At 44.7% G+C, this 19,982-nt stretch carries 13 protein-coding genes; 5 read left to right on the top strand and 8 right to left on the bottom strand.

From position 1 onward, the window contains the following. Positions 1 to 3 precede the first annotated feature (3 nt). From BQ7997_RS12775 to BQ7997_RS12765, 3 genes are all read left to right on the top strand, one after another. Positions 4 to 1,893: a DUF6359 domain-containing protein gene (locus BQ7997_RS12775; protein ID WP_073346791.1), complete on the top strand. Its 1,890-nt coding sequence runs from the start codon at positions 4 to 6 to the stop codon at positions 1,891 to 1,893. Positions 1,894 to 2,013: 120 nt separating this feature from the next. Next, positions 2,014 to 2,868, top strand: a complete 855-nt coding sequence (locus BQ7997_RS12770) for a DNA/RNA non-specific endonuclease (protein WP_073346790.1) — start codon at positions 2,014 to 2,016, stop codon at positions 2,866 to 2,868. Between the two features lie 233 nt (positions 2,869 to 3,101). Beyond that, on the top strand, positions 3,102 to 4,664 hold the full coding sequence (locus BQ7997_RS12765) for an ATP-binding protein (protein WP_073346789.1): 1,563 nt from the start codon (positions 3,102 to 3,104) through the stop codon (positions 4,662 to 4,664). A gap of 7 nt (positions 4,665 to 4,671) precedes the next feature. On the opposite strand, the gene BQ7997_RS12760 is transcribed toward BQ7997_RS12765, so the two are convergent. The 5 genes from BQ7997_RS12760 to BQ7997_RS12745 all read right to left on the bottom strand — a co-directional run bounded on the left by BQ7997_RS12760 (position 4,672) and on the right by BQ7997_RS12745 (position 10,463). Next, positions 4,672 to 5,973 (bottom strand): ATP-binding protein, encoded by a 1,302-nt coding sequence (locus BQ7997_RS12760; protein WP_022139028.1) that lies wholly within the window; start codon positions 5,971 to 5,973, stop codon positions 4,672 to 4,674. Between the two features lie 343 nt (positions 5,974 to 6,316). Further along, entirely contained in the window at positions 6,317 to 8,428 is a 2,112-nt protein-coding gene (locus BQ7997_RS12755) for a BT4734/BF3469 family protein (protein ID WP_073346788.1), read from the bottom strand. A 285-nt stretch (positions 8,429 to 8,713) separates the two neighbouring features. Continuing rightward, positions 8,714 to 8,944 (bottom strand): hypothetical protein, encoded by a 231-nt coding sequence (locus BQ7997_RS25370; protein ID WP_139260905.1) that lies wholly within the window; start codon positions 8,942 to 8,944, stop codon positions 8,714 to 8,716. A gap of 68 nt (positions 8,945 to 9,012) precedes the next feature. Further along, positions 9,013 to 9,840 carry a nucleotidyl transferase AbiEii/AbiGii toxin family protein gene (locus tag BQ7997_RS12750; protein ID WP_073346787.1) on the bottom strand — a complete coding sequence of 276 codons (828 nt, stop codon included), beginning with the start codon at positions 9,838 to 9,840 and terminating at the stop codon, positions 9,013 to 9,015. Then, a complete protein-coding gene (locus tag BQ7997_RS12745; protein WP_073346786.1) occupies positions 9,837 to 10,463 on the bottom strand; it encodes a type IV toxin-antitoxin system AbiEi family antitoxin domain-containing protein in 627 nt (208 codons plus the stop codon). Before BQ7997_RS12745 ends, BQ7997_RS12750 begins: the two co-directional genes overlap by 4 nt. 709 nt (positions 10,464 to 11,172) lie before the next feature. Between BQ7997_RS12745 and BQ7997_RS12740 the strand changes: the two genes are divergently transcribed. Both BQ7997_RS12740 and BQ7997_RS12735 read left to right on the top strand, forming a co-directional pair. Beyond that, a complete protein-coding gene (locus BQ7997_RS12740) occupies positions 11,173 to 11,622 on the top strand; it encodes a hypothetical protein (RefSeq protein WP_073346785.1) in 450 nt (149 codons plus the stop codon). 232 nt (positions 11,623 to 11,854) lie between these two features. Next, a complete protein-coding gene (locus BQ7997_RS12735; RefSeq protein ID WP_073346784.1) occupies positions 11,855 to 14,419 on the top strand; it encodes an outer membrane beta-barrel family protein in 2,565 nt (854 codons plus the stop codon). A gap of 38 nt (positions 14,420 to 14,457) precedes the next feature. Here BQ7997_RS12735 and BQ7997_RS12730 read toward each other — a convergent pair whose 3' ends face one another. The 3 genes from BQ7997_RS12730 to BQ7997_RS12720 form a co-directional block, all read right to left on the bottom strand. Then, the gene (locus tag BQ7997_RS12730) at positions 14,458 to 15,858 is read right to left on the bottom strand and encodes a glucoamylase family protein (protein WP_097677801.1); all 1,401 of its coding nucleotides are present in this window, start codon (positions 15,856 to 15,858) and stop codon (positions 14,458 to 14,460) included. A gap of 263 nt (positions 15,859 to 16,121) precedes the next feature. Continuing rightward, positions 16,122 to 18,431: a beta-glucosidase BglX gene (gene bglX / locus BQ7997_RS12725; protein WP_073346782.1), complete on the bottom strand. Its 2,310-nt coding sequence runs from the start codon at positions 18,429 to 18,431 to the stop codon at positions 16,122 to 16,124. Between the two features lie 15 nt (positions 18,432 to 18,446). Further along, positions 18,447 to 19,976, bottom strand: coding sequence for a RagB/SusD family nutrient uptake outer membrane protein (locus BQ7997_RS12720; RefSeq protein ID WP_073346781.1), 1,530 nt, complete (start codon positions 19,974 to 19,976; stop codon positions 18,447 to 18,449). Between the last annotated feature and the right edge of the window lie 6 nt (positions 19,977 to 19,982).

The following is a 19,982-nucleotide window of genomic DNA, read 5'->3' as shown; positions in this document are numbered from 1 at the left end:
ATTATGAAAAAGATTCTAAATGCTTTATTCTTAACACTGCTTGCGGTGTTTACATTTAGTTCATGTAGTGATGTTCCTGCTCCTTATGATATATTGGGAGAAGGTGATGTTCCGGGGCTTACAGGTGGTGGCACTAAGGAAGATCCATATAATATTGAAACCGCACAGAAGAAACAAGATGGTTCTATAGCTTGGGTACAAGGATATATTGTAGGTTGTGTAGATGGAGAAGGAAAAGCTATTGCTACGGAAAGCAAGTTTGAGGCTCCTTTCACAATAGCTTCAAATATATTGATTGCAGATACACCGAATGAAACTAATTATAAAAATTGTATTCCTGTACAATTGGTAGGTGGCTCTGATGTTCGTACAGCATTGAACTTGAAAGACAATGCAGGAAATTTGGGTAAGATCGTAATGATTTATGGCTCATTGGAAAAATATTTTGGTGTAGCAGGACTGAAGTCGGCTACTGCGGCTGTGTTGGATGGAACCGAAATAGGTGAAGGAGGTTCTGAACAACCAAGTGGTAGCTTAGCTGAGTTACTTGATCCGTCTAATCCAGTAAGTCAAGTGGTCAATACGTTTGATGATGCGGAAAATGACAAAGAGTATGTGAAAGAAGGATATGTGAATTTTGCAGAAGCTGGTGCTAGAACTTGGCGAGGTAAACCTTTTAATGGTAATGGTTTGATTCAGGCAACTGCCTATGGAAGTAAAGTGGCTTCGGTTATTTCATGGTTTGTTACTCCTGCTGTGAATACAGCTCAAATGGAGGTGAAGAAAGTAACTTTTGATTGTATATCAGCTTATTATAAAGATGGTAATAAGTTGGAAGTTTATTTCCTTGAAAAAGATGGTAATAATCTGAAACAGACTCTATTAGATGTTGGTACTTTGCCTCAGAATGCTGAGGGGTATTCTGAAGCTAAGACTTTGACGGCTGATCTTACAAGCATTGGTGATAAAGTAGGTTTCATTGGCTTTAAATATGTTGGTGGTGAAGTAGCTAGCGGAACTTATCAGATTGATAATTTGTATGTGGGTGTAGAACCGGGTGAAGGTCCTGGACCTGGTCCAGATCCAGTAGGTGATGGTACTAAAGAAAATCCATATGATGTTGCTTCAGCGTTGAATTTGACATCTGCAAGTGGTACAACTACTGCTTGGGTTAAAGGTTATATTGTTGGAAGTGTAAAAAATGGTAATGATGCTAATACGGTAGATTCACCAGAAGATGTTGTTTTTGGTTTAGATGATATACGTCCAAGTGCAATTGTAATTGCAGGTTCTAAAGATGAAACTGATTATACAAAATGTTTAGTTATAGGATTTAGTAATGATAGTCAAGTTGCAAAAGCGGCATTGAATTTAGTAGAGAATCCTGGAAATTTAGGAAAAGAAGTACTTCTTCAAGGTACTCTTAAATACGCATTTAATGCTCCGGGGATGAAGACAATTACTGATCATGAATTGGTAGCCGGTGGGGAAGAACCAGAACCTGAACCAGAACCCGGCGAAGCAGATGGTACTGAAGCACATCCATATTCTATTACAGATGTTATAACTTTGAATAATGAAAAAACTGGTGCTTATTATGTGAAAGGTTATATTGTAGGTTTTGCCAATAATGGGTCTATGACAGAAAAAAATCTTCAGTTTGAGAATTTTGCAGGTGATACTAATCTATTATTGGCTGACTCTCCAACTGAGACAGCACCGGAAAAGTTAATTCCTGTCGAATTACCAAAGAGTCCAGCGACTTGGCGTACTACATGGGGATTAAAAACAAATCCAACAAATAAAGGAAAATTAGTATTGATACAAGCTAATCTGGAGAAATATTTCTCGGTTCCGGGACTTAAGGGGCCTGTAACCATTACAGAGATATAATACTTCTCTGATTATAATTTGATAATGAAGGCTGTCCTTATTGTTGAGGGCAGCTTTCTATTTCTTTAGACAACTGATAATTTGATATTGTAGTCTATATTTAATTCAAAAAGAAATACAATGAAATGTCAATTAAAATATGTTTTATTGGGAGTTTTGTGTGTTGGAATTATCGCTTGTGATAAAGATGACAATTACGATTTCAATAATTTTGCCACCGGCATCGTAGAGCTTCCGGCTCTTCGTAATGGCGTAAACGATGTATTCATAACTCACTCTACTACTTTCAACGGGCAGAAAATAACCTCTTTTAGTATGGAATATGATAAAAGTAAGAAACACTCCCGTTGGATTGCCTTTCGATTTGATAACCAAACAAAACAGCAAAATGTAGATCGTAGTAATGAACCGTTTGACGCAGACCCTTCTGTTGCTTCAGAGTATCAGCGTGTACAAGCAGACTTTGGAAGAAAAGGTTATGACCGGGGACATCTTTGCGCATCCGCCGACCGACTTTATTCTCGTGAAGTAAATGAACAAACATTCTATTACACCAACATGAGTCCGCAACGGAATGCATTCAATACAGGTGTTTGGTTAGCGTTGGAAGGGCAAGTACAGGCATGGGGGCGTAGTTGCACAGCTTCGGATACTTTGTATGTGGTAAAAGGTGGAACGATTGATAAAGAAGAACAGGTTAAAGAGTATATAGGCGGTGACCGTAGTAAGCCCGTTCCAAAATACTATTATATGGCTTTGTTGTTTAAGAAGGGAGATTCTTTTAAAGCGATAGCCTTTTGGATGGAACACACCGACAGCAAACCATCAAAAACAATAAAGTTAGCCGACTATGTATTATCTATAGATGAACTGGAAGAAAAGACAGGAATTGATTTCTTTCCCAATCTTAATGATAACTTGGAAAATGCACTTGAAGCCACTTACTCAACAAAAGCTTGGCCTGGGTTAGAATAAATATTACCGTAGATAATAAAGAGTTTCTCCAGTAATACTTTTATAAATGGATATAGTGACCACTTCCCGGCCTTGATTTATTTTGTGAAAGAAATACGTTAATAGTATTCTTATTATATTGTAAATGCATAGATTTGAATAACTTGATGTTGTTTGAATCTATGCATTTGTTTTGTGGTATCTTTTTTAATCCCTATATTTGTCTACATTTCATTTTAATAAAGATAAGTGTTATGGATAGCACTTTCAGAATATACCCGATAGGGATACAGAATTTTGAAGATTTGCGTAATAACAACAACGTGTATGTAGATAAGACGGAGTTGATATATCGTCTGGCAAATACCAATAAGGTATATTTTTTGAGCCGCCCCCGCCGTTTTGGGAAAAGTTTGCTGATATCTACTCTTGATGCTTATTTTCGAGGGAAGAAAGATTTGTTCCAAGGATTGGCGATGGAACGTTTGGAGAAAGAGTGGAATGTCTATCCGGTGTTGCACATAGATTTCAGCATGACAAAGTACACTGCACTTTCCGACCTTGTGGGGCAGCTAAATCTGAACCTGTATGATTGGGAAAAACTTTATGGAAAGGAAGAAGTGGAAGAAACGCCGGCCGAACGTTTCCGGGGAGTGATTCGTCGTGCTTATGAAAAGACGGGCAAACCGGTAGTAGTGCTCGTTGACGAATATGACGCTCCTCTATTAGACAGTAATCATTTGCCGGAACTGCAAAATGATCTTCGTGAAGAAATGCGGAAATTCTTCAGTCCTTTGAAAGCACAAGGGGAATATCTACGCTTTCTTTTCCTGACAGGTATCAGCAAATTCAGTCAGATGAGTATTTTCAGTGAATTGAATAACTTGCAGAATATCAGTATGCGGGATGATTATAGCGCTATCTGTGGTATTACCGAGCAGGAATTGCGTACGCAACTGAAAATTGATATTGAGATGATGGCACAGGCCAATGACGAAACCTATGAGGAGGCTTGCATGCATCTGAAACAACAGTATGACGGTTATCATTTCAGTAAGAAATGTGAAGATGTTTATAATCCGTTCAGTTTGTTTAATGCATTTGCTCAAAAGAGTTATGAAAATTTCTGGTTTTCTACCGGAACGCCTACTTTCTTGATAAACATATTGCAGCAAAGTAATTTCGATATTCGTGAATTGGACGGTGCTACGGCTACTGCCGAGCAGTTTGATGCCCCTACGAGTGCTATTACTGACCCTCTTCCCGTACTTTATCAAAGCGGTTATCTCACTATCAAAGGATATGACCCTGAATTTCAGCTTTATACACTTGCTTATCCCAACAAAGAGGTGCGGAAAGGATTCATCGAATCTCTTATGCCTGCTTACGTGCATTTGCCTGCTCGGGAAAACACATTCTATGTAGTTTCTTTTATTAAGGATTTGCGAGCCGGAAAACTGACTGAGTGTTTGGAACGGATAAGGTCTTTCTTTGCTTCTATCCCCAATGATTTGGAGAATAAACAAGAGAAGCATTATCAGACAATCTTCTATCTATTGTTCCGGCTGATGGGACAGTATGTAGATGTGGCAGTAAAAAGTGCGATTGGGCGTGCAGATGTAGTCGTAAAACTGCATGATGCCATCTATGTCTTTGAATTCAAGATGGATGGCACCCCGGAAGAAGCGTTGGCGCAGATAAATAGTAGAGGATATGCTATACCTTATCAACCCGATCATCGGAAAGTTATAAAGATAGGAGTAAACTTCGACAGTACGACAAGAACTATCGGAGATTGGATAATTGTTGAGGAATAATGATTCCTTAGTATTGTAACATCCACTTCCAGGCGGGAATAACGGAAATCGTTATCCCTTCTGTTTCTATCTTATCTTCCTGTTCGAAAGTGACAATTATGCAATTTTTGCAACCGGTAGTCTTGTAAGCTTCTAATATTCCGCCGATTTCCCGTGCGGTATTATGTGAGTTTAGTAGCCAGGTAACTTGTATAAGTGAGGAAACATGCTCATCAGTTTGAATTACAAAATCACATTCTTTCTCTCCTTTGTAATAGTATATTTTCTCATTCGGTGCCTTTCTTCTGCGTAAATGAAGGTATACAGAATTTTCTAATAGCTTTCCTTCATCTCCACTTTGAGGTAACAATACGGATGAGCGCAACCCATTATCTATAATATAATATTTGGAAAGAGAGTTATTCTCTTGTATCATGGACGAAGTATATTTGGGGACTTTAAAAAACATAAAGATGGAACAGGCATGTTCCAGTAGTTCATACAAAGTATCCTTAGCCACCTTTATCCCTTGCGATTTCAAATCATTGAAAACACTATTGGTCGAAGTCGGTTTTGTCAGGTTAGACATGACTCTTTTTAAAAAGTACCGGATCATGCCCGGATTGCTCAGGTCATAATGCTCTACCAAATCTCTGAATAACATTGTGTTAAAATAACTTTGCAATTCTCGGTCTTTTATAGACTGTTCTTTTTGAAGCACAACTTCGGGAAAAGCACTTCCGCTATTATATTCCTTAAAAGTAACCTTCAACTTAGCTCTTCCACTTTCCGTGTAAGAGTCTATATTAATCTTTTTAAACAGGCAGAATTCTTTGAATGAAAGAGGAAATTCCTCATATTCGAGTGGCCACCCCCGAAGAGCGGTAGCTAATTCTTCCGACAACATTTGTGCATTACTACCGGATACATAGATATTCTTGCAGTAACTCTTGAACAGGCGCAGGACGAAAAGCTCCCAGTCTTTAACCATCTGTATCTCGTCAAAAAACATATAGACAGAATTGATAGGGATATCCGGATACATTTCCATATAAGCCTGGATGATTTCGTCTAAATCTTTAGTTTGCATATTATATAGACGTTCATCATCAAAGCCTATCCATAGAATTTGTTCTCTACGAACACCGCTTTCTACTAGTGCGTTAATTGCCAGCATCATTAAAGATGATTTGCCGCAACGTCTGACCCCGGGAATTGTAATAATCTTCTTACTGTTTAAGGGCAATTCCAACTCACGTGGGATAACTTCGAAAGGGAGCTCTTTCTGCTTGAGGGCAATAAGTGATTGGATAATTTGTCTTAGGCTCATATGGCAAATATTTTAAGTTTTCGCTTTCAATGGATAAAGATAATAAAAAGTTTCCGTTTGAAAAGGAAAGATTTGAGGAAAAGTTTCCGTCTAAGAAGGAAGCTTTTGTAATCCGCAAGAAAAGGAGGCAGATTCTAGTGTTGTTTTTGAGTTTCAGTGGGTACATATTGAGAGGATTCCATACATATTCTAGATTTCATTCCTTATTGATTTCACCAATTCCTCTTTCAACCTATCACCACCCCTCTGAAACTCCTTATCCATCGCACTTACAGAACGGTGATAGGTTGTTGCTAACCTATCACCTCATCTATCACCTATCACCGTCCTGAGAACTGTATATTTATTCCCTTTTCGGCTTGATCTGAACCACTTTGTAGACATTTCCCCGTTTGGCATGCACGGAAGGCACTTGATTCCTCTGTAATATTCTGCCGAACTGAATAATATTGCAATTTGAAACATGAATCCTGCTGTCATGCTGCACCTGTTCCAGTATCTCGATGGCGAGAAGTTGCTCGTATTCTTCTTCATCTTCCCGCGCAGCTCGGAAATATTGATGGAATAATTGCTCGGCGATGGGGATGACCTGAAATTCCTGATTGCTTTCAGTCATCAGCTTTTCATCTTCGTGGTCGAACCAGTAACGTTCTCCCCTGTAAATATCATGCATTGCTTGTGCATAAAGTTGTTCATAGTCAATCGGGGAGCAGTCGATGGGGGCGGTTACGTTGATGACGATGTAGCGTCGACTGCCGGAAGTGTCCGTCAGCAAGTCCTTGTGGTTGCTCGTTCCGATGAATGAAGCGTAGCGGCGCATCTCCTGCGTGGCTGTGCCATGAGGTCGGCGGACGTTGACCACCGGCTTCTGGAGGATATGCTTCAGGAAAGCCTGCTGATGCACCCCGTTCTGGTCAAACTCATCCATGTTGATGAGCGCGAAACGGTTCAGTGACAGTTCGGCATCTCTTTTATTGCTGAAATCAATGTGGTCGGTGTAGTATGTCTGCAATTCAGGCGGTAACAGGTTCCGGCAGAAAGTGGATTTCCGGTAGGCTTGCGGGCCGACAAGCAACGGGACGGTGCAGTTTGAATATTTGCGGTCGGTATGACGCCAGTGCGCTACCATGTTCAGAAACCAGCGGTAGAACAGGTCGGGCCAGTGGGCGTTGTTGCAAGGGACACGGGCAGCCAGTTCACGAATCCGGTCGCGGCCGTCCCAACGGACGTCCACTCCGAAGAGGAAATCCTCGATAGGGTTGAATATCGGGATACGGTCGGAATCCAGATAGCGGGCGACGTCCCTGTCCCAAAGGCTGAGCCCTTCCAGACGGGCGTTCATGGCAATGCTGTTTCGTACCCGGTTGGTGATGGGACGGAAGCAGAAACAAAATGTGTTCCGTTCGCGATATTCCGTTACGGTGGTCATCGTGTTGTAACGGAATTCGTACCGACGTTGCATGAATTCTTCCGTTCGGAGTTCCAGTTCCTGTTCGGTTGATAAGGGGGATTTTTGTCCGAATCCTTTGGCGGCGGTATATGTATTTTTTACGGTCTGGCGGACAAGGAACTCTTTCTTCTTGGAGTAGAAATGAGCGATGGCCCAACGGGCGGTTTCTTCTTCCGGTATACCCGCCTGGAAGCAATTTTCCGCAAGGCGGACTAACAGCGGCTTGAGGTCTTCGTCCGAATGGAGATGCAGGTGGGGCTGGAGTTCGCTTAATGACTGGTAAGCCTTGTTCAGGGCGGCTTCGAAGAGGGCGGACAGGGTGTCGAAACTGTCGTAACCCGGAATCAGCCGTTTGAATGGGGATGTCTCCGCCTGTACGGATTCCTTGTAAGTGGTGTCCGACGGCATTTCCAGTGGCTGGCGCATATAAATGACGGTGGCATCGGGATTGTAATAAAGTTCCGGGTCATAGGTCTGTCGGCAGAATTGCTCCAATGTCGGATTTTTAAGTTCGATGGAGTAGGAGAGAGCCGGTTGGTACAGGCTGACTGCTTTTCTGTAGGCGTGAGCCTGGAATATTTCCGCTTCTTCCCGGGTTTCGGGTAGTGAACCGTCCGGGCGGGTGAAACGCAGCCATATTTTTACGGAATATCCGCCGGAGCCCATAAAGGCGGCGAGGGTTTGCGTCAGTTCCGCCGCTTCCTGTTTCACGCGGTTTACTTCTGTCCGGTTTGCCAGATGGTTGACTTCTATTTGCACAATGCCGTTGTATCCAGTCATTTGTGTGCCGTTGGCTGTTTTGCGGAAGTTGGCTGCCGGGATGACTTTGGTCAGTCGTTGGGCTTCTTCCAGTTTGGTGTCCGGTGATGCGTAACGAATGTTTGTCCGAAGATTGCTAATCGGGCGGGCTTTCGTCTCATGCTTCATCGCTTCTATTTGTAGGTTTATATCCAGCGTCCGCATGGTTGATGTCCCGCCGTTGTCCCGCATCAAAGTAAGTTTCATGTCAAGTGTATTTATTGTTTTGTCTTTTTTATTAAAGGCTGATAAAGGTAGGGTTTATTATCTGGTTTGCCAAGTTATTTCGTACTTATTATCGTTTGTTTTATCTCTACAGTCTTCATGAAATGAATTGGGAAATCTTTAGTGTTTGCTCTTGATTTGTTTTCTATAGCGAAACACTTTGTATCTCTATGCGGAACACTTTGTTTCAACGCTTGAAACACTTGGTTTCAACGCTTTGAAACTACAGTTCCAAGCCTTTGAAACTAGAGTTTCAAGCCGCAGAAACTAAAGTTTCACCTGCATGAAACTATGGTTTCCTGCCTTGAAACTGAAATTGTCCCCTGTTGATACTTCTGTTTGCTCGTGGGCTTTGGTTTGTATGCCGGCATTGTCTTTGCTGGGGTGGTGATAGGTGATAGATGAGGTGATAGGTTGTCGACAACCTATCACCGTTCTGTAAGTGCGATGAATAGGGAGTTTCAGGATGGTGGTGATAGGTTGAAAGAGGATTTTCACTTTTGTATATGGAGAGGAGAATGGGGGATAAGCGAAACTTGCTGAATTTTTGATTAAGCGTAAAGTTTCTATTCAAATTTCATCATATCTGCCAACTGGACAAAATAGTCATTTGACCAGATATCCAGTTCTTTGGTGTTCTTGACGAAAGGTAGCACGTCACTCTTCACTTGATTCATATTTGCCGAAGCCAACCTGTCCTTCAATTGAGTTATGAATGCGTCACGTTCAATCACTTCATTGTTGAACTGGAGGGCACGTTCAGCAAGGTGCGTAAAACCAAGCGGTATGTTATGACGGACATACCACTCGAAATCGTACCAATCACGGCCTTTTACCCGATTCTTCCATGTCCGGTAAACCAATGCGTGCATTTTTCCGGCAAACAGATCCGGAAGAGTGAAGCAGCGAGTCATAAAAGAATGAGGCTGTAAAAGCAGCTTCTGCTCTGTCCTGAAATTCAAAGGAGGCCGGGTATCAACCTCAATTTTTATTTTTATAGATTTATCCGTCTGAAAGGAAATATCATAAACATCCGTGTTGTCTTTCAAAAAAGCAGATTCCACTTTGCCAAAATTCTTTTTGTCTTTCTTCTTAATCTCCACTTCCCTTCCCACAATGGCAAACTCGTCTATTATGGGTTGAAAGAACTTTGTAAAATCAAATTCGTCATTGGAAGTAAGAAGAGAAAAATCCATGTCTTCGCTAAAACGCTGGAGACCATGAAATATTCGAAGGCAAGTACCACCGTAAAAAGCCGCCACATCAAAGAAACCACCATTATAAAGTCCGGCAAGTATCACTTGCTGGTTTACTTCAAAAATAGCATTCCGTTTCTGTTGCTCTGTGTATAAATCGTATGCAGAAAGCATATTATCGTAAATATCATTCTTCATTTCTTCAACAATTTTAGTAATGTTCGTATTGAATCGGCTTTTTTGCCAACCTTGATATACTCCTCAAATATTTCAGCATTCATCTGTCTGAAATCTTCCAGTTCCATCCGGATATCTTCTTCCAAATAAGTTCCGGCATCCTTCAGATAACGAAGGTTTACTTTGGGTGAGCTTGCTATCAAATCACACAACGCCTTTTCGGGAGTTGCCATTACAAAAGCATAATCTTCTTTCCGTATACTGGTCAAACCGACCGAAAATGCCTTTTTCGTCATATTGGTATACTCGAACCGTCCCAACGGCGTATCAAAATCTTTGGAATGTTTCAAGGTCATAGACTGCATGGTATATACCGTTTCCGGTATCAAACCGTAATAACGGAGAGCCGATGACATGGAGACATACGAAGGTGCATAAAGGTGATTGGCAATTAATTCCGCTGATAAAGTCTTGCCTGTTATCTCCGGGTTGCATACATAAAGCCCTTTCTTGAGGCGGATAATCTGCTTGTCCCGCTCAAGCAACCTGACTTTTTGATTTCCTCTTTTAATATGAGGGAAAAAGGATTCCAAAACAGAAGCTGTTATCGGTATATTACCTAATCGTTGTAATGGGTTGTTCATAGTGCAAATATAGCTATTTTTTGAACACTAAAACTTATAATATATGTTTTTCTGTTCAAAATATGACTGTTCCTTTTGAGGACTAGCTCAAATAGCAAGCGCAATTACAAGAAAAAGATTATTAGAAAAAGAGAAAATTGTTTGTGTTTCTTTGAGAAAGTCGTATATTCGACAATAAGGCATTTTCTAAAAAAATATGTGATATGATTCATCTGTTTTGTGTGTGAAAGAACAGAAAGAATTATCGGCTGAAGAGTGTGACTTTTCAAAAAAAACATATATCTTTGCAATACGCTTTCTGCTCATCAGCGTGGTGAAACTTGCGGAAAGCGGTTTTTATTTTTTAGGGAATATGTAAAGTTTCATCTCTCAGAATCTAAATTTAGCGATTTTAACGACAGAGAGGTGATGCGGCAGATATTCCACGCGAACGGCTTATATCAACATATCCGTAACGGATGTGTTATATATAAACAACTGGCGTGGATGTCTGTTGTCATCATTATCTTGTCGGAGGGTGTCGCTAGCCTTGATTCTGGATAATGGTGCAACAGCATTCACGTCTTTCTTGTATCCGGCCGGTTTGTTTGCCCCAAAAACTTAACCTAACCAATCCCCACCCGTCCGAAATACAGAAATCGTGAATGCTCGTTGTCCCACATAAACAAACAATATTCTTTTTTTGAAACACATAAAAAACAAATGCATTATGTCAACATGGATTAGCGTAGAAAAAGCGGCGGTCAAGTATGGATTCAATAAAGAAGTTATCATACTTTGGGCGGAAATGAAAAGATTTCCTGTGGGGTATGGTGAGCCTTCCCCTGTCATTGACGAAAGAAGTTTTCAGGAATTTATAGCCCAGATGAAGAAGGGGATTACGTCCGAATATATCGATACATTAGAAGAACTATGTATTCAGAAAACGAGGATTTGCGATTTGTATGCCGAAATCATTGGCGCTCAAGATAAAGAACTTCTGCGGCAAAGAGAGAAAATAGCCAAGATAGACCAGATACAGGCGGCAATGAAAATGCAGAACGACCGGATAGGGGATTGCAAGAAAGTGTTTGCAGAATATGGCGGAACTTTTCGGGACAGTTGGTTGGAGAAACTGCGCAGAAGTCTGAGGCGGTTGTTGGCGGACAGGAAGTCTTAGAAATCCTAGGAGTCTTGGAAGCATTAGGATGATTTGGATTGATTTTAGAGGGATTCGGAATGATTTAGAATAGTTGGGAACAAGATTATAGTAATATATTTTATCTATTCGTTTTACTTTCTTAACTCCGAATATTTCGTAATAGGCGGAAAACCATCTACTTTTATCGCCATGATTGCAGCATTTCGGAAAATGCTGCGTCTAATAAATAAAAAACTAAATCATTCTAGTTATGAAACACAGACTATTACTACTATTGCTATTCATGTTTTCAACGTTAGTAGCGGGGTGGGCGCAAAAAGCTGTAACTCCTTCTTTTACAATCAAAGGCGTGCTTCTGGATTCTCTGACACAGGAAGGAGAACCGTATGCAACTATCAGAATTACAAAGAAAAATGCTCCCGATAAAGCTGTAAAAATGGCGGTGACCGGGGCAAACGGTAAATTCCAGGAGAAATTGAATGTACCGGCAGGCGATTATGTAATCAGTATTTCTTCGATAGGTAAAGCTCCTGTTGTGAAAGACTTCACTTTGAAATCTTCTACGAAAATTGTCGACCTCGGGACGTTGTATTCTTCGGAAGCCAATAATGAATTGAAGGGAGTGGAAGTTGTCGCCCAGAAACCTTTGGTGAAGGTAGATGTGGACAAGATTGAATATAACATTGAAGACGACCCCGACTCCAAGTCGAACAGTATCCTGGAGATGCTGCGGAAAGTTCCTTTGGTGACGGTGGACGGGGAAGATAATGTGCAGGTGAATGGAAGCAGTAGCTTCAAGATACATGTGAACGGGAAGCCGAATAACATGATGAGCAATAATCCGAAAGAAGTACTGAAAAGTATGCCGGCAAATACCATTAAATATATCGAGGTGATTACTTCGCCGGGGGCGAAGTATGATGCGGAAGGTGTAGGTGGCATTTTGAATATCGTTACTGTGGGTAGCGGATTCGAAGGATATACGGCTACTTTCAGAGGAAATGTCACTAACAACGGAGCCGGGGCCGGCACTTACGCGATGGTGAAACAGGGGAAGATGACTGTTTCTGTCAATTATAACTACGATTATAATAATAGCCCGCGTAGCTATTCGGACAGTTATCGCGAAAGCTACGAGCCGGGTGCAAGGGATGAGAAGTTTCTCGAGTCTCAAAGCAGTTCCAAGTCGAAAGGGAGCTTTCAATATGGTAACGTGGAGGCTAGTTATGAGATTGATACGTTGAGGCTTCTGACTATGGCTTTCGGGATGTATGGCAGCAATGACAAGAATAATAGCGACGGATATACAGTAATGTACAAGTCAAATCACGAGGATATCGCTTATCGTTACCGGACAGATAACCATGGGAAAGGTTCATGGTATTCCATGAATGGAAATATAGACTATCAGCGTACTTCCAGAAAAAACAAGGAACGGATGATTACCTTGTCCTATAAGGTAAATACGCAACCTCAGACTAATAATTCCTACAACACTTATCTGGATATATTCTCCGATGGGCAGAAAGATGACTTGGTTGAACGGTTGCGGTTGAGAAACTACCATTCGGATGGCAAGACGAATACGATGGAGCAGACCTTTCAGGTGGACTATACCACTCCGGTTGGTAAATTGCATACGATTGAGACGGGAGCGAAGTATATTTTCCGACGCAACAGTAGCGACAACGGGTTCTATGAAGCGGCAGGCGGAAGCGATGATTATGTGTACAACGAAAGCCGCAGCAGTGAGTACCGCCATCTGAACCATATCCTGTCGGCCTATGCGGGATATACCTTGAAGTATAAGGACTTTTCTTTCAAGCCGGGTGTCCGTTACGAGCAGACCATACAACGGGTGAAATATATTGTAGGTCCGGGCGAGGATTTTCATACGAACTACAGCGACTTGGTTCCGTCTGTCTCTTTGGGGATGAAAATCGGTAAGACGCAAAATCTGCGCGCAGGTTATAATATGCGTATCTGGCGTCCGGGAATCTGGAACCTGAATCCTTATTTTGACAATCAGAACCCTATGTTTATCAGTCAGGGAAATCCGGATTTGAAGAGTGAGAAAAGTCATGCTTTTGATATTGCATATAGCAATTTCAGTGCCAAATTCAATATCAATGTTTCGTTGCGCCATTCGTTCAATAACAACGGGATAGAGAGGGTGAGCCGCCTGATAACCGATGAGAACGGGGAAATCTTTGATGGCGACCCCGGACATCTTGCACCGGAAGGAGCTCTGTATAGTACTTATGATAATATCGGCAAGAACCGGGATTCGGGGTTGGCTCTCTATCTGAACTGGAATGCTTCTCCCAATACACGTATTTATGTGAACGGGCGGGGAAGTTACAGGGACTTGAAGAGCGAAGCGCAAGGGCTGCATAATTATGGATGGAACGCTTCGTGCCATGGCGGTATCCAGCATACACTTCCTCTGAAAATCCGTTTGAGCTTGAACGGTGGCGGGAGTACTCCGTACATCAGTTTGCAGGGGAAAGGTTCCGGCTATCAGTATTACAGTATCGGGGTGAACCGTTCGTTCCTGAAAGAAGACCGTCTTTCTTTAAATCTCTATTGCAGCAATGTTTTTGAGAAGTACAGAACGTACAGCAGCCATACGGAAGATACTAACTTTATGTCGAAAAGCAACAGCAGGTATCCCAGCCGTTATGTCGGCTTCAGTATCAGCTATCGGATTGGTGAACTGAAAGCAAGCGTGAAGAAAACTGCCCGGAGTATCAGTAATGATGATGTGAAAGGTGGTGAAGGCGGTGGAAACACCGGTGGCGGAGGTGGTCAGTAAGGCTGCCACATCCACCGGTCGGAGTTTCTTTCTGGGGGTTATTTTCTCACATCCTGTTTGTTGGTATTAAAACCCAGCTTCGTCAGTCCCGCCTGTACGTCGGGGTGGCTCATGAAGAGGTTCCATAACAAGCCTGTGCGATAGTTTTCAATCATGACGGCGATAGGGCCCTGGTCGATGGCGAGGTAGCGTTGCGGATACCAGTTGTCCGTCTCGCTGAAAGCGTCGTAGAATCCGAAGGGGCCGAAAACTTTGTCGCCCATATTATAGAGGTGGCGCATCACTTGCATGGAATACTCCGGCGTGTAGACGATGGATGAAAGTGCGGCGGTAGGAGAGATGACACCCTTGTCGTCCTGCTCGTTCGGTGAGTGGGCGGCATATCCGTCTACGGAGTAACTGGCGGTCAGTCCCCAGCAATCGGGGCCGAAACCTTTGTAATGTTTGGGGTTGCGGATGCAATAGGCACGGTTTACTAACGTCAGGTTACGCATTTCGTGGAAATAACTGGGGCAGTATTCGTCTTTCAGCCCGACAGGGTCGAGTCCGAGGAAAGAATATTGTGCCCAGAAAAGCGGTCCGGCTTCCGTCCCCTGATAGCGGAGATGCAGTTCGATTCCTTCCACTTTGTGTGGGGAGACGATGGCGCCGTTCTGTGCCCATCCGTCGTGGTAGACGGCGGCAGGTACTCCGTGCGTCGGCGAAGCGGCAGCAAGAATATACATACTCATGCATTCGTTGTAGCCATGAACGGGGAAATCCATTTCCCAACCATACGTAGGACTCCAATGCCAGTAGAGTACGTTCTGTCCACCTTTCCGGTACCAGTTCCAGTCGACGTCACGCCAGATTTGGTCGATGCGTCGGGCGAGCGCCTTTTCTTTTTCGTTTCCGTTTACGTAATATTGGTGTACGGCAAGAAGTCCCTGGATGAGGAAGGCGGTTTCCACAAGGTCGCCGCCGTTGTCTTTCTGTCCGAAAGGTTTCACCTTTCCGGTGTCGCCATACCACCAGTGCGGATAAGCTCCGTGAAAGCGGTCGGCTTTCTCAAGGAAGGAGACGATACGCTCCATGCGTGCCAGTCCCTCTTCACGGGTGACATAGCCGCGGTCTATTCCGGCAAGGATAGCCATGATGCCGAAGCCGCTGCCGCCGGAAGTGACTACGTTGGCGTCGTCCTGCGGATATACGCCGTCTACATGATAGCGTTCGGGGGCAAGACCGCTGTTCGGTTCCGCACCTTCCCAGAAGTAGAGGAACGTCCGTCGCTGGATGGTATCCATCAGGGCGTCGTCCGAGAGTGAGTCGGTGACGGCGGAAAGGTTGTCGCTTTTGCTTTTCCCCTTACAGTTCTGGAAGGTCAGGGCTACGGCGGACAGGAACAGCAGCATGAGAGGGAGTGCGCTCATTTCTGCGAGTCTTTTATATTTATTGTTCATAATCAAGGTGATAATTTATTAGATTAACGTCAGTTCGATATAAGCCTGTACTTTTCGATTCTCCTCCTTCAGGAAGGAGGAGTCCCCGTAGGGGGAGGTGGTAGGTGAATTTGTAGGTCTATATATTACTGAATAACAGACTACTATATTTACCTACCACCCCGTCCTTCGGACACCCCTCCTTCCCGAAGGAGGGGAAACCATGCGGGCAAACTTATATCGAACTCACGTTAGATTAGGCATGGTAATCCGTGCCTAAGAGTTTAGTTCAACGTAAATTTCGCCGTTTTCACATCCCGGCTGTTCGTCCCAATCATCACTTCAAAGTCGCCCGGCTCGGCTACCAGTTGAAGGTCATAGTTGTAGTATCTCAACATTTCAGGAGCAATCTTGAAACGGACAATCTTCATTTCTCCCGGTTGCAGGAATATCTTTTCAAAACCTTTCAGTTCCTTTACGGGACGGGTGCTGCTGCCGACTATATCGCGGATATAGAGCTGCACGACTTCCGTTCCGGGCCATGTACCGGTATTGGTAACCTCTACGGCTGCGGTCAGTGAACCGTTCATGTCCATGCTGGAGTGGCTGAGGTCAATGTCGCTGTAAGAGAAAGTGGTATAAGAAAGCCCGTAGCCGAACGGATAAAGCGGGTCATTGTCCACATCCAGGTAGTTGCTGCGGAACTTCTCGAACCATTTGCCTTCTTTCAACGGGCGTCCGGTATTCTTATGCGCATAGTAAAGAGGTATCTGACCGACGTTCTTCGGGAAAGTCATTGTCAGTTTGCCGCCCGGATTGACGTAGCCGAAGAGGGCGTCGCCGATGGCATAAGCTGCTTCACTGCCGCCGAACCATACATTCAGGATGGCAGGCACATGTTCCTGCTCCCAGTTCAGTGTAAGCGGGCGGCCGGTGAATAGTACAAGCACTACCGGTTTCCCTGTCTTTACTAATTCTTTCAGCAGGTTTTGCTGCACGTCGGGGATATTCAAGTCCGTACGGCTGCTGCTTTCACCGCTCATCTCAGAGGATTCTCCAAGGGCTGCGATGATAATGTCCGACCGGCGGGCTACGTTGAGCGCTTCGTCCAGCAATTGCTGGTCGGTGCGATTGTCGCGGTTCAGTGAACGGCCGAACATCGTGGCACGTTCTTCGTAGGCGGCGTCACTAATCAGGTTGCTGCCTTTGGCGTACATGATATTCGCTTTTCCGGCAGTCATCTCTTTCAGTCCCTCTACTAATGAAGGACAGCGGTCGAGCACAGCAGCTACGCTCCAAGTACCCGGCATATTGCTGCGGCTGTTTGCCAGCGGGCCGATAACGGCGATATTTCCTTTGGGATTGAAAGGCAGTAACGGATTTCCGTTCGGGTTCCCGTCGGGGCTGTCGTTTTTCAAGAGAACGAAACTTTCGGCGGCTATTCTGCGGGCTGCGTCACGGTGCGCTTTCGTAAAGATGTCGCGTGCCGGACGTTTCGGGTCGCAATATTTATAAGGATTGTCAAACAAACCGAGTTTGTATTTCGCTTCCAGGATGCGGCGGCAGGCAGTATTCAGCGTTTCCATAGAAACCTTGCCTTCCTGGACGGATTTCTTCAGCGTGCCTACAAAGCCTTCGCTGACCATATCCATATCCACTCCGGCATTGATGGCACGGGCGGATACTGTCTGAAGGTCGCCGATGCCGTGGTCTGTCATTTCGGAGATTCCCGTATAGTCGGTTACGACGAAACCGTTGAATCCCCATTGTCCGCGCAGGATGTCCGTCATCAGCCATTTGTTGGCGGTGGCAGGTATTCCGTCCACTTCGTTGAACGATGCCATCACGCTGCCTACACCGGCTTCGACGGCTGCTTCATAAGGCAGCATATAATCGTTGAACATCCGTTGGCGGCTCATATCCACGGTGTTGTAGTCACGTCCCGCTTCGCCTGCCCCGTATAGGGCAAAGTGCTTCACGCACGCCATGATTTCGTCGTTGCGTTGCATGTTCTTTCCTTGATAGCCGCGTACCATTGCTTCGGCAATCATGGCGCCGAGGAACGGGTCTTCACCGCTTCCCTCGGATACACGTCCCCAGCGGGGGTCGCGCGAGATGTCCACCATCGGGCTGAATGTCCATGAGATTCCGTCGGCACTGGCTTCTATGGCTGCGATGCGGGCAGACTCTTCGATGGCTGCCATATCCCAGGTGCACGACAGGCCGAGCGGGATGGGAAACATCGTCTCATATCCGTGGATGACGTCCATGCCAAACAGTAACGGAATACCCAGGCGGGATTGTTCGACCGCCTGTTTCTGTACTTCGCGTATCTTCTCCACTCCTTTCAGGTTGAACAGTCCGCCTACTTCGCCTTTCTTGATTTTGGCGGCAATATCGCTGCTCTTGGCTTGTCCGGTGGTAATCTCTCCGGTGACGGGAAGGTTTAACTGCCCTATCTTTTCTTCCAATGTCATTCTTCTCATCAGGGCATCGATGAAGCGGTTCATGTCCTGTGGCGACTTTTGCGCCGCCACGTTCAGGAATCCTGCCAGAAGTAACAGAATGACGGAACTTAGTTTCTTATTTATCATATTATTATACTTGTTTTATTGATAATCCGGATTTTGTACCAGTACTCCTTTGGACTTGTCTATCTCGGTCTGAGGCAATGGAAGCAAGGCATTCTTGTCCTGATAATTCTTGCCGGCTGCCTGCAATACTTGTTTGGCGATGCCCCAGCGGACCAGGTCGTAGAAACGGTCGAACTCAAGTCCCAGTTCCACGCGGCGTTCATGGCGGATGGCTTCACGCAGTTCGCCTTGGTCGGTAGTAGTTACTTTGGGCAATATGTTGCTATTCGTACCTCTGGCACGTGCACGTACCTGTTCGAGGTAGTCTACCGCTTCGCCGGGGATACCTTTTTCATTGGCGGATTCGGCTCCCATCAGCAATACGTCCGCATAGCGGATGAGGCGGATATTTACCCAATAGCCTTTGTTGGTGTATTCCTTACGCAGGGCAGGGTCGGTGTAGGCTTTTTTATTGAAATAGGCTCCCATAACCGGAGAAACCGGAGATTCGCCGTAAGGCTCGTTGGTATTCTCGGGGGTAATCGGCTCGTCGTCCGAATGACGGAAGTAGAGCAGGGTGGCATTTTTACGCGGGTCGCCCTGTTCGTAGGCTTGTGCCATATATTCTGTCGCCATGTGCCATCCCCATCCCAAGTCCCATTGACCTGCTCCGCGCACACCTTGCACTTCGCAGAACTGGCTGCCGATAACATCGCTTTGGGGAAGAGCGGCGGTGGCGGGACATTGCAGTTCGAATACAGAAACGCCGTTGTTTTTGCCTTCGTCCGTAAATATCTCGTTGTACGGGGTTTTCAGGTTATAAAGCCCTTTCTTAATGACGTCGGGAGAGGCTGTGTACATATTGTTCCAGTCGTTGCGCATCATATAGGTACGCGCGTGAAGCGAACGTGCGGCTCCCCAAGTGAGGCGTCCGAGGTATTCGGTGCTCCATGTTTCCGGCAGTGACTCCTCGGCAGTTTTCAGGTCGGTGTCAATCTGCTCGTAGATTTTCTCGACGGTTGTTTTCGGAATATTGGCTTCCGAAGCGTCATTGATTTTGTAGGTCACGAGGGGGACTTCGCCGAAAGCTCTTACCAGATTGAAGTAGCAGTAGGCACGGAAGAATGAGGCTTCGCCTTTGTTGATGATATCTTCGGCTTCCGTTTGTCCGGCTGTCTCTTTATCTGCGATGGATTCGAGAATGTCATTGCACTGGTAGATGATGGCATAATTCTGTCCCCAGTAGGCGCCCAGCAGACCGTTGTTGGCGGTATATAGGAAGTCGTCGTACATTTCCGCTACGTCGGAACCGTCGCTGGCTATACTTCCCTTTTCCGAATCTTCGGAACGGAAGCAGTGGATGGCAAATGCGGGAGGACCGGCGGTGATGTTGTAATTACGCATCATCGTGTAGACATTGTAAATCTTACCGTTGACGAGCGCATTGGGGTTGTCGTCTTCGGTGAACTGTCCTTGCGGACTGCGGTCGAGAAAGTCGCTGCAACTGCCCAGAAACAGCGTGGCGGCGGCAATAAGAGCTGAAAATATATATTTATCCAGTTTCATATGAGT

Origin of the sequence: Bacteroides congonensis, assembly GCF_900130125.1 — a bacterium.
Lineage (GTDB): Bacteria > Bacteroidota > Bacteroidia > Bacteroidales > Bacteroidaceae > Bacteroides > Bacteroides congonensis.
This window is presented reverse-complemented; position numbering and strand designations above follow the sequence as displayed.

Coding starts and splice junctions, on each gene's coding strand:
- BQ7997_RS12770 (WP_073346790.1), top strand. CDS start 2,014: ATGAAATGTCAATTAAAATATGTTTTATTGGGAGTTTTGTGTGTTGGA.
- bglX (WP_073346782.1), bottom strand. CDS start 18,431: ATGATAAATAAGAAACTAAGTTCCGTCATTCTGTTACTTCTGGCAGGA.
- BQ7997_RS12740 (WP_073346785.1), top strand. CDS start 11,173: ATGTCAACATGGATTAGCGTAGAAAAAGCGGCGGTCAAGTATGGATTC.
- BQ7997_RS12755 (WP_073346788.1), bottom strand. CDS start 8,428: ATGAAACTTACTTTGATGCGGGACAACGGCGGGACATCAACCATGCGG.
- BQ7997_RS12730 (WP_097677801.1), bottom strand. CDS start 15,858: ATGAACAATAAATATAAAAGACTCGCAGAAATGAGCGCACTCCCTCTC.
- BQ7997_RS12745 (WP_073346786.1), bottom strand. CDS start 10,463: ATGAACAACCCATTACAACGATTAGGTAATATACCGATAACAGCTTCT.
- BQ7997_RS12760 (WP_022139028.1), bottom strand. CDS start 5,973: ATGAGCCTAAGACAAATTATCCAATCACTTATTGCCCTCAAGCAGAAA.
- BQ7997_RS12765 (WP_073346789.1), top strand. CDS start 3,102: ATGGATAGCACTTTCAGAATATACCCGATAGGGATACAGAATTTTGAA.
- BQ7997_RS12735 (WP_073346784.1), top strand. CDS start 11,855: ATGAAACACAGACTATTACTACTATTGCTATTCATGTTTTCAACGTTA.
- BQ7997_RS12775 (WP_073346791.1), top strand. CDS start 4: ATGAAAAAGATTCTAAATGCTTTATTCTTAACACTGCTTGCGGTGTTT.
- BQ7997_RS12720 (WP_073346781.1), bottom strand. CDS start 19,976: ATGAAACTGGATAAATATATATTTTCAGCTCTTATTGCCGCCGCCACG.
- BQ7997_RS12750 (WP_073346787.1), bottom strand. CDS start 9,840: ATGAAGAATGATATTTACGATAATATGCTTTCTGCATACGATTTATAC.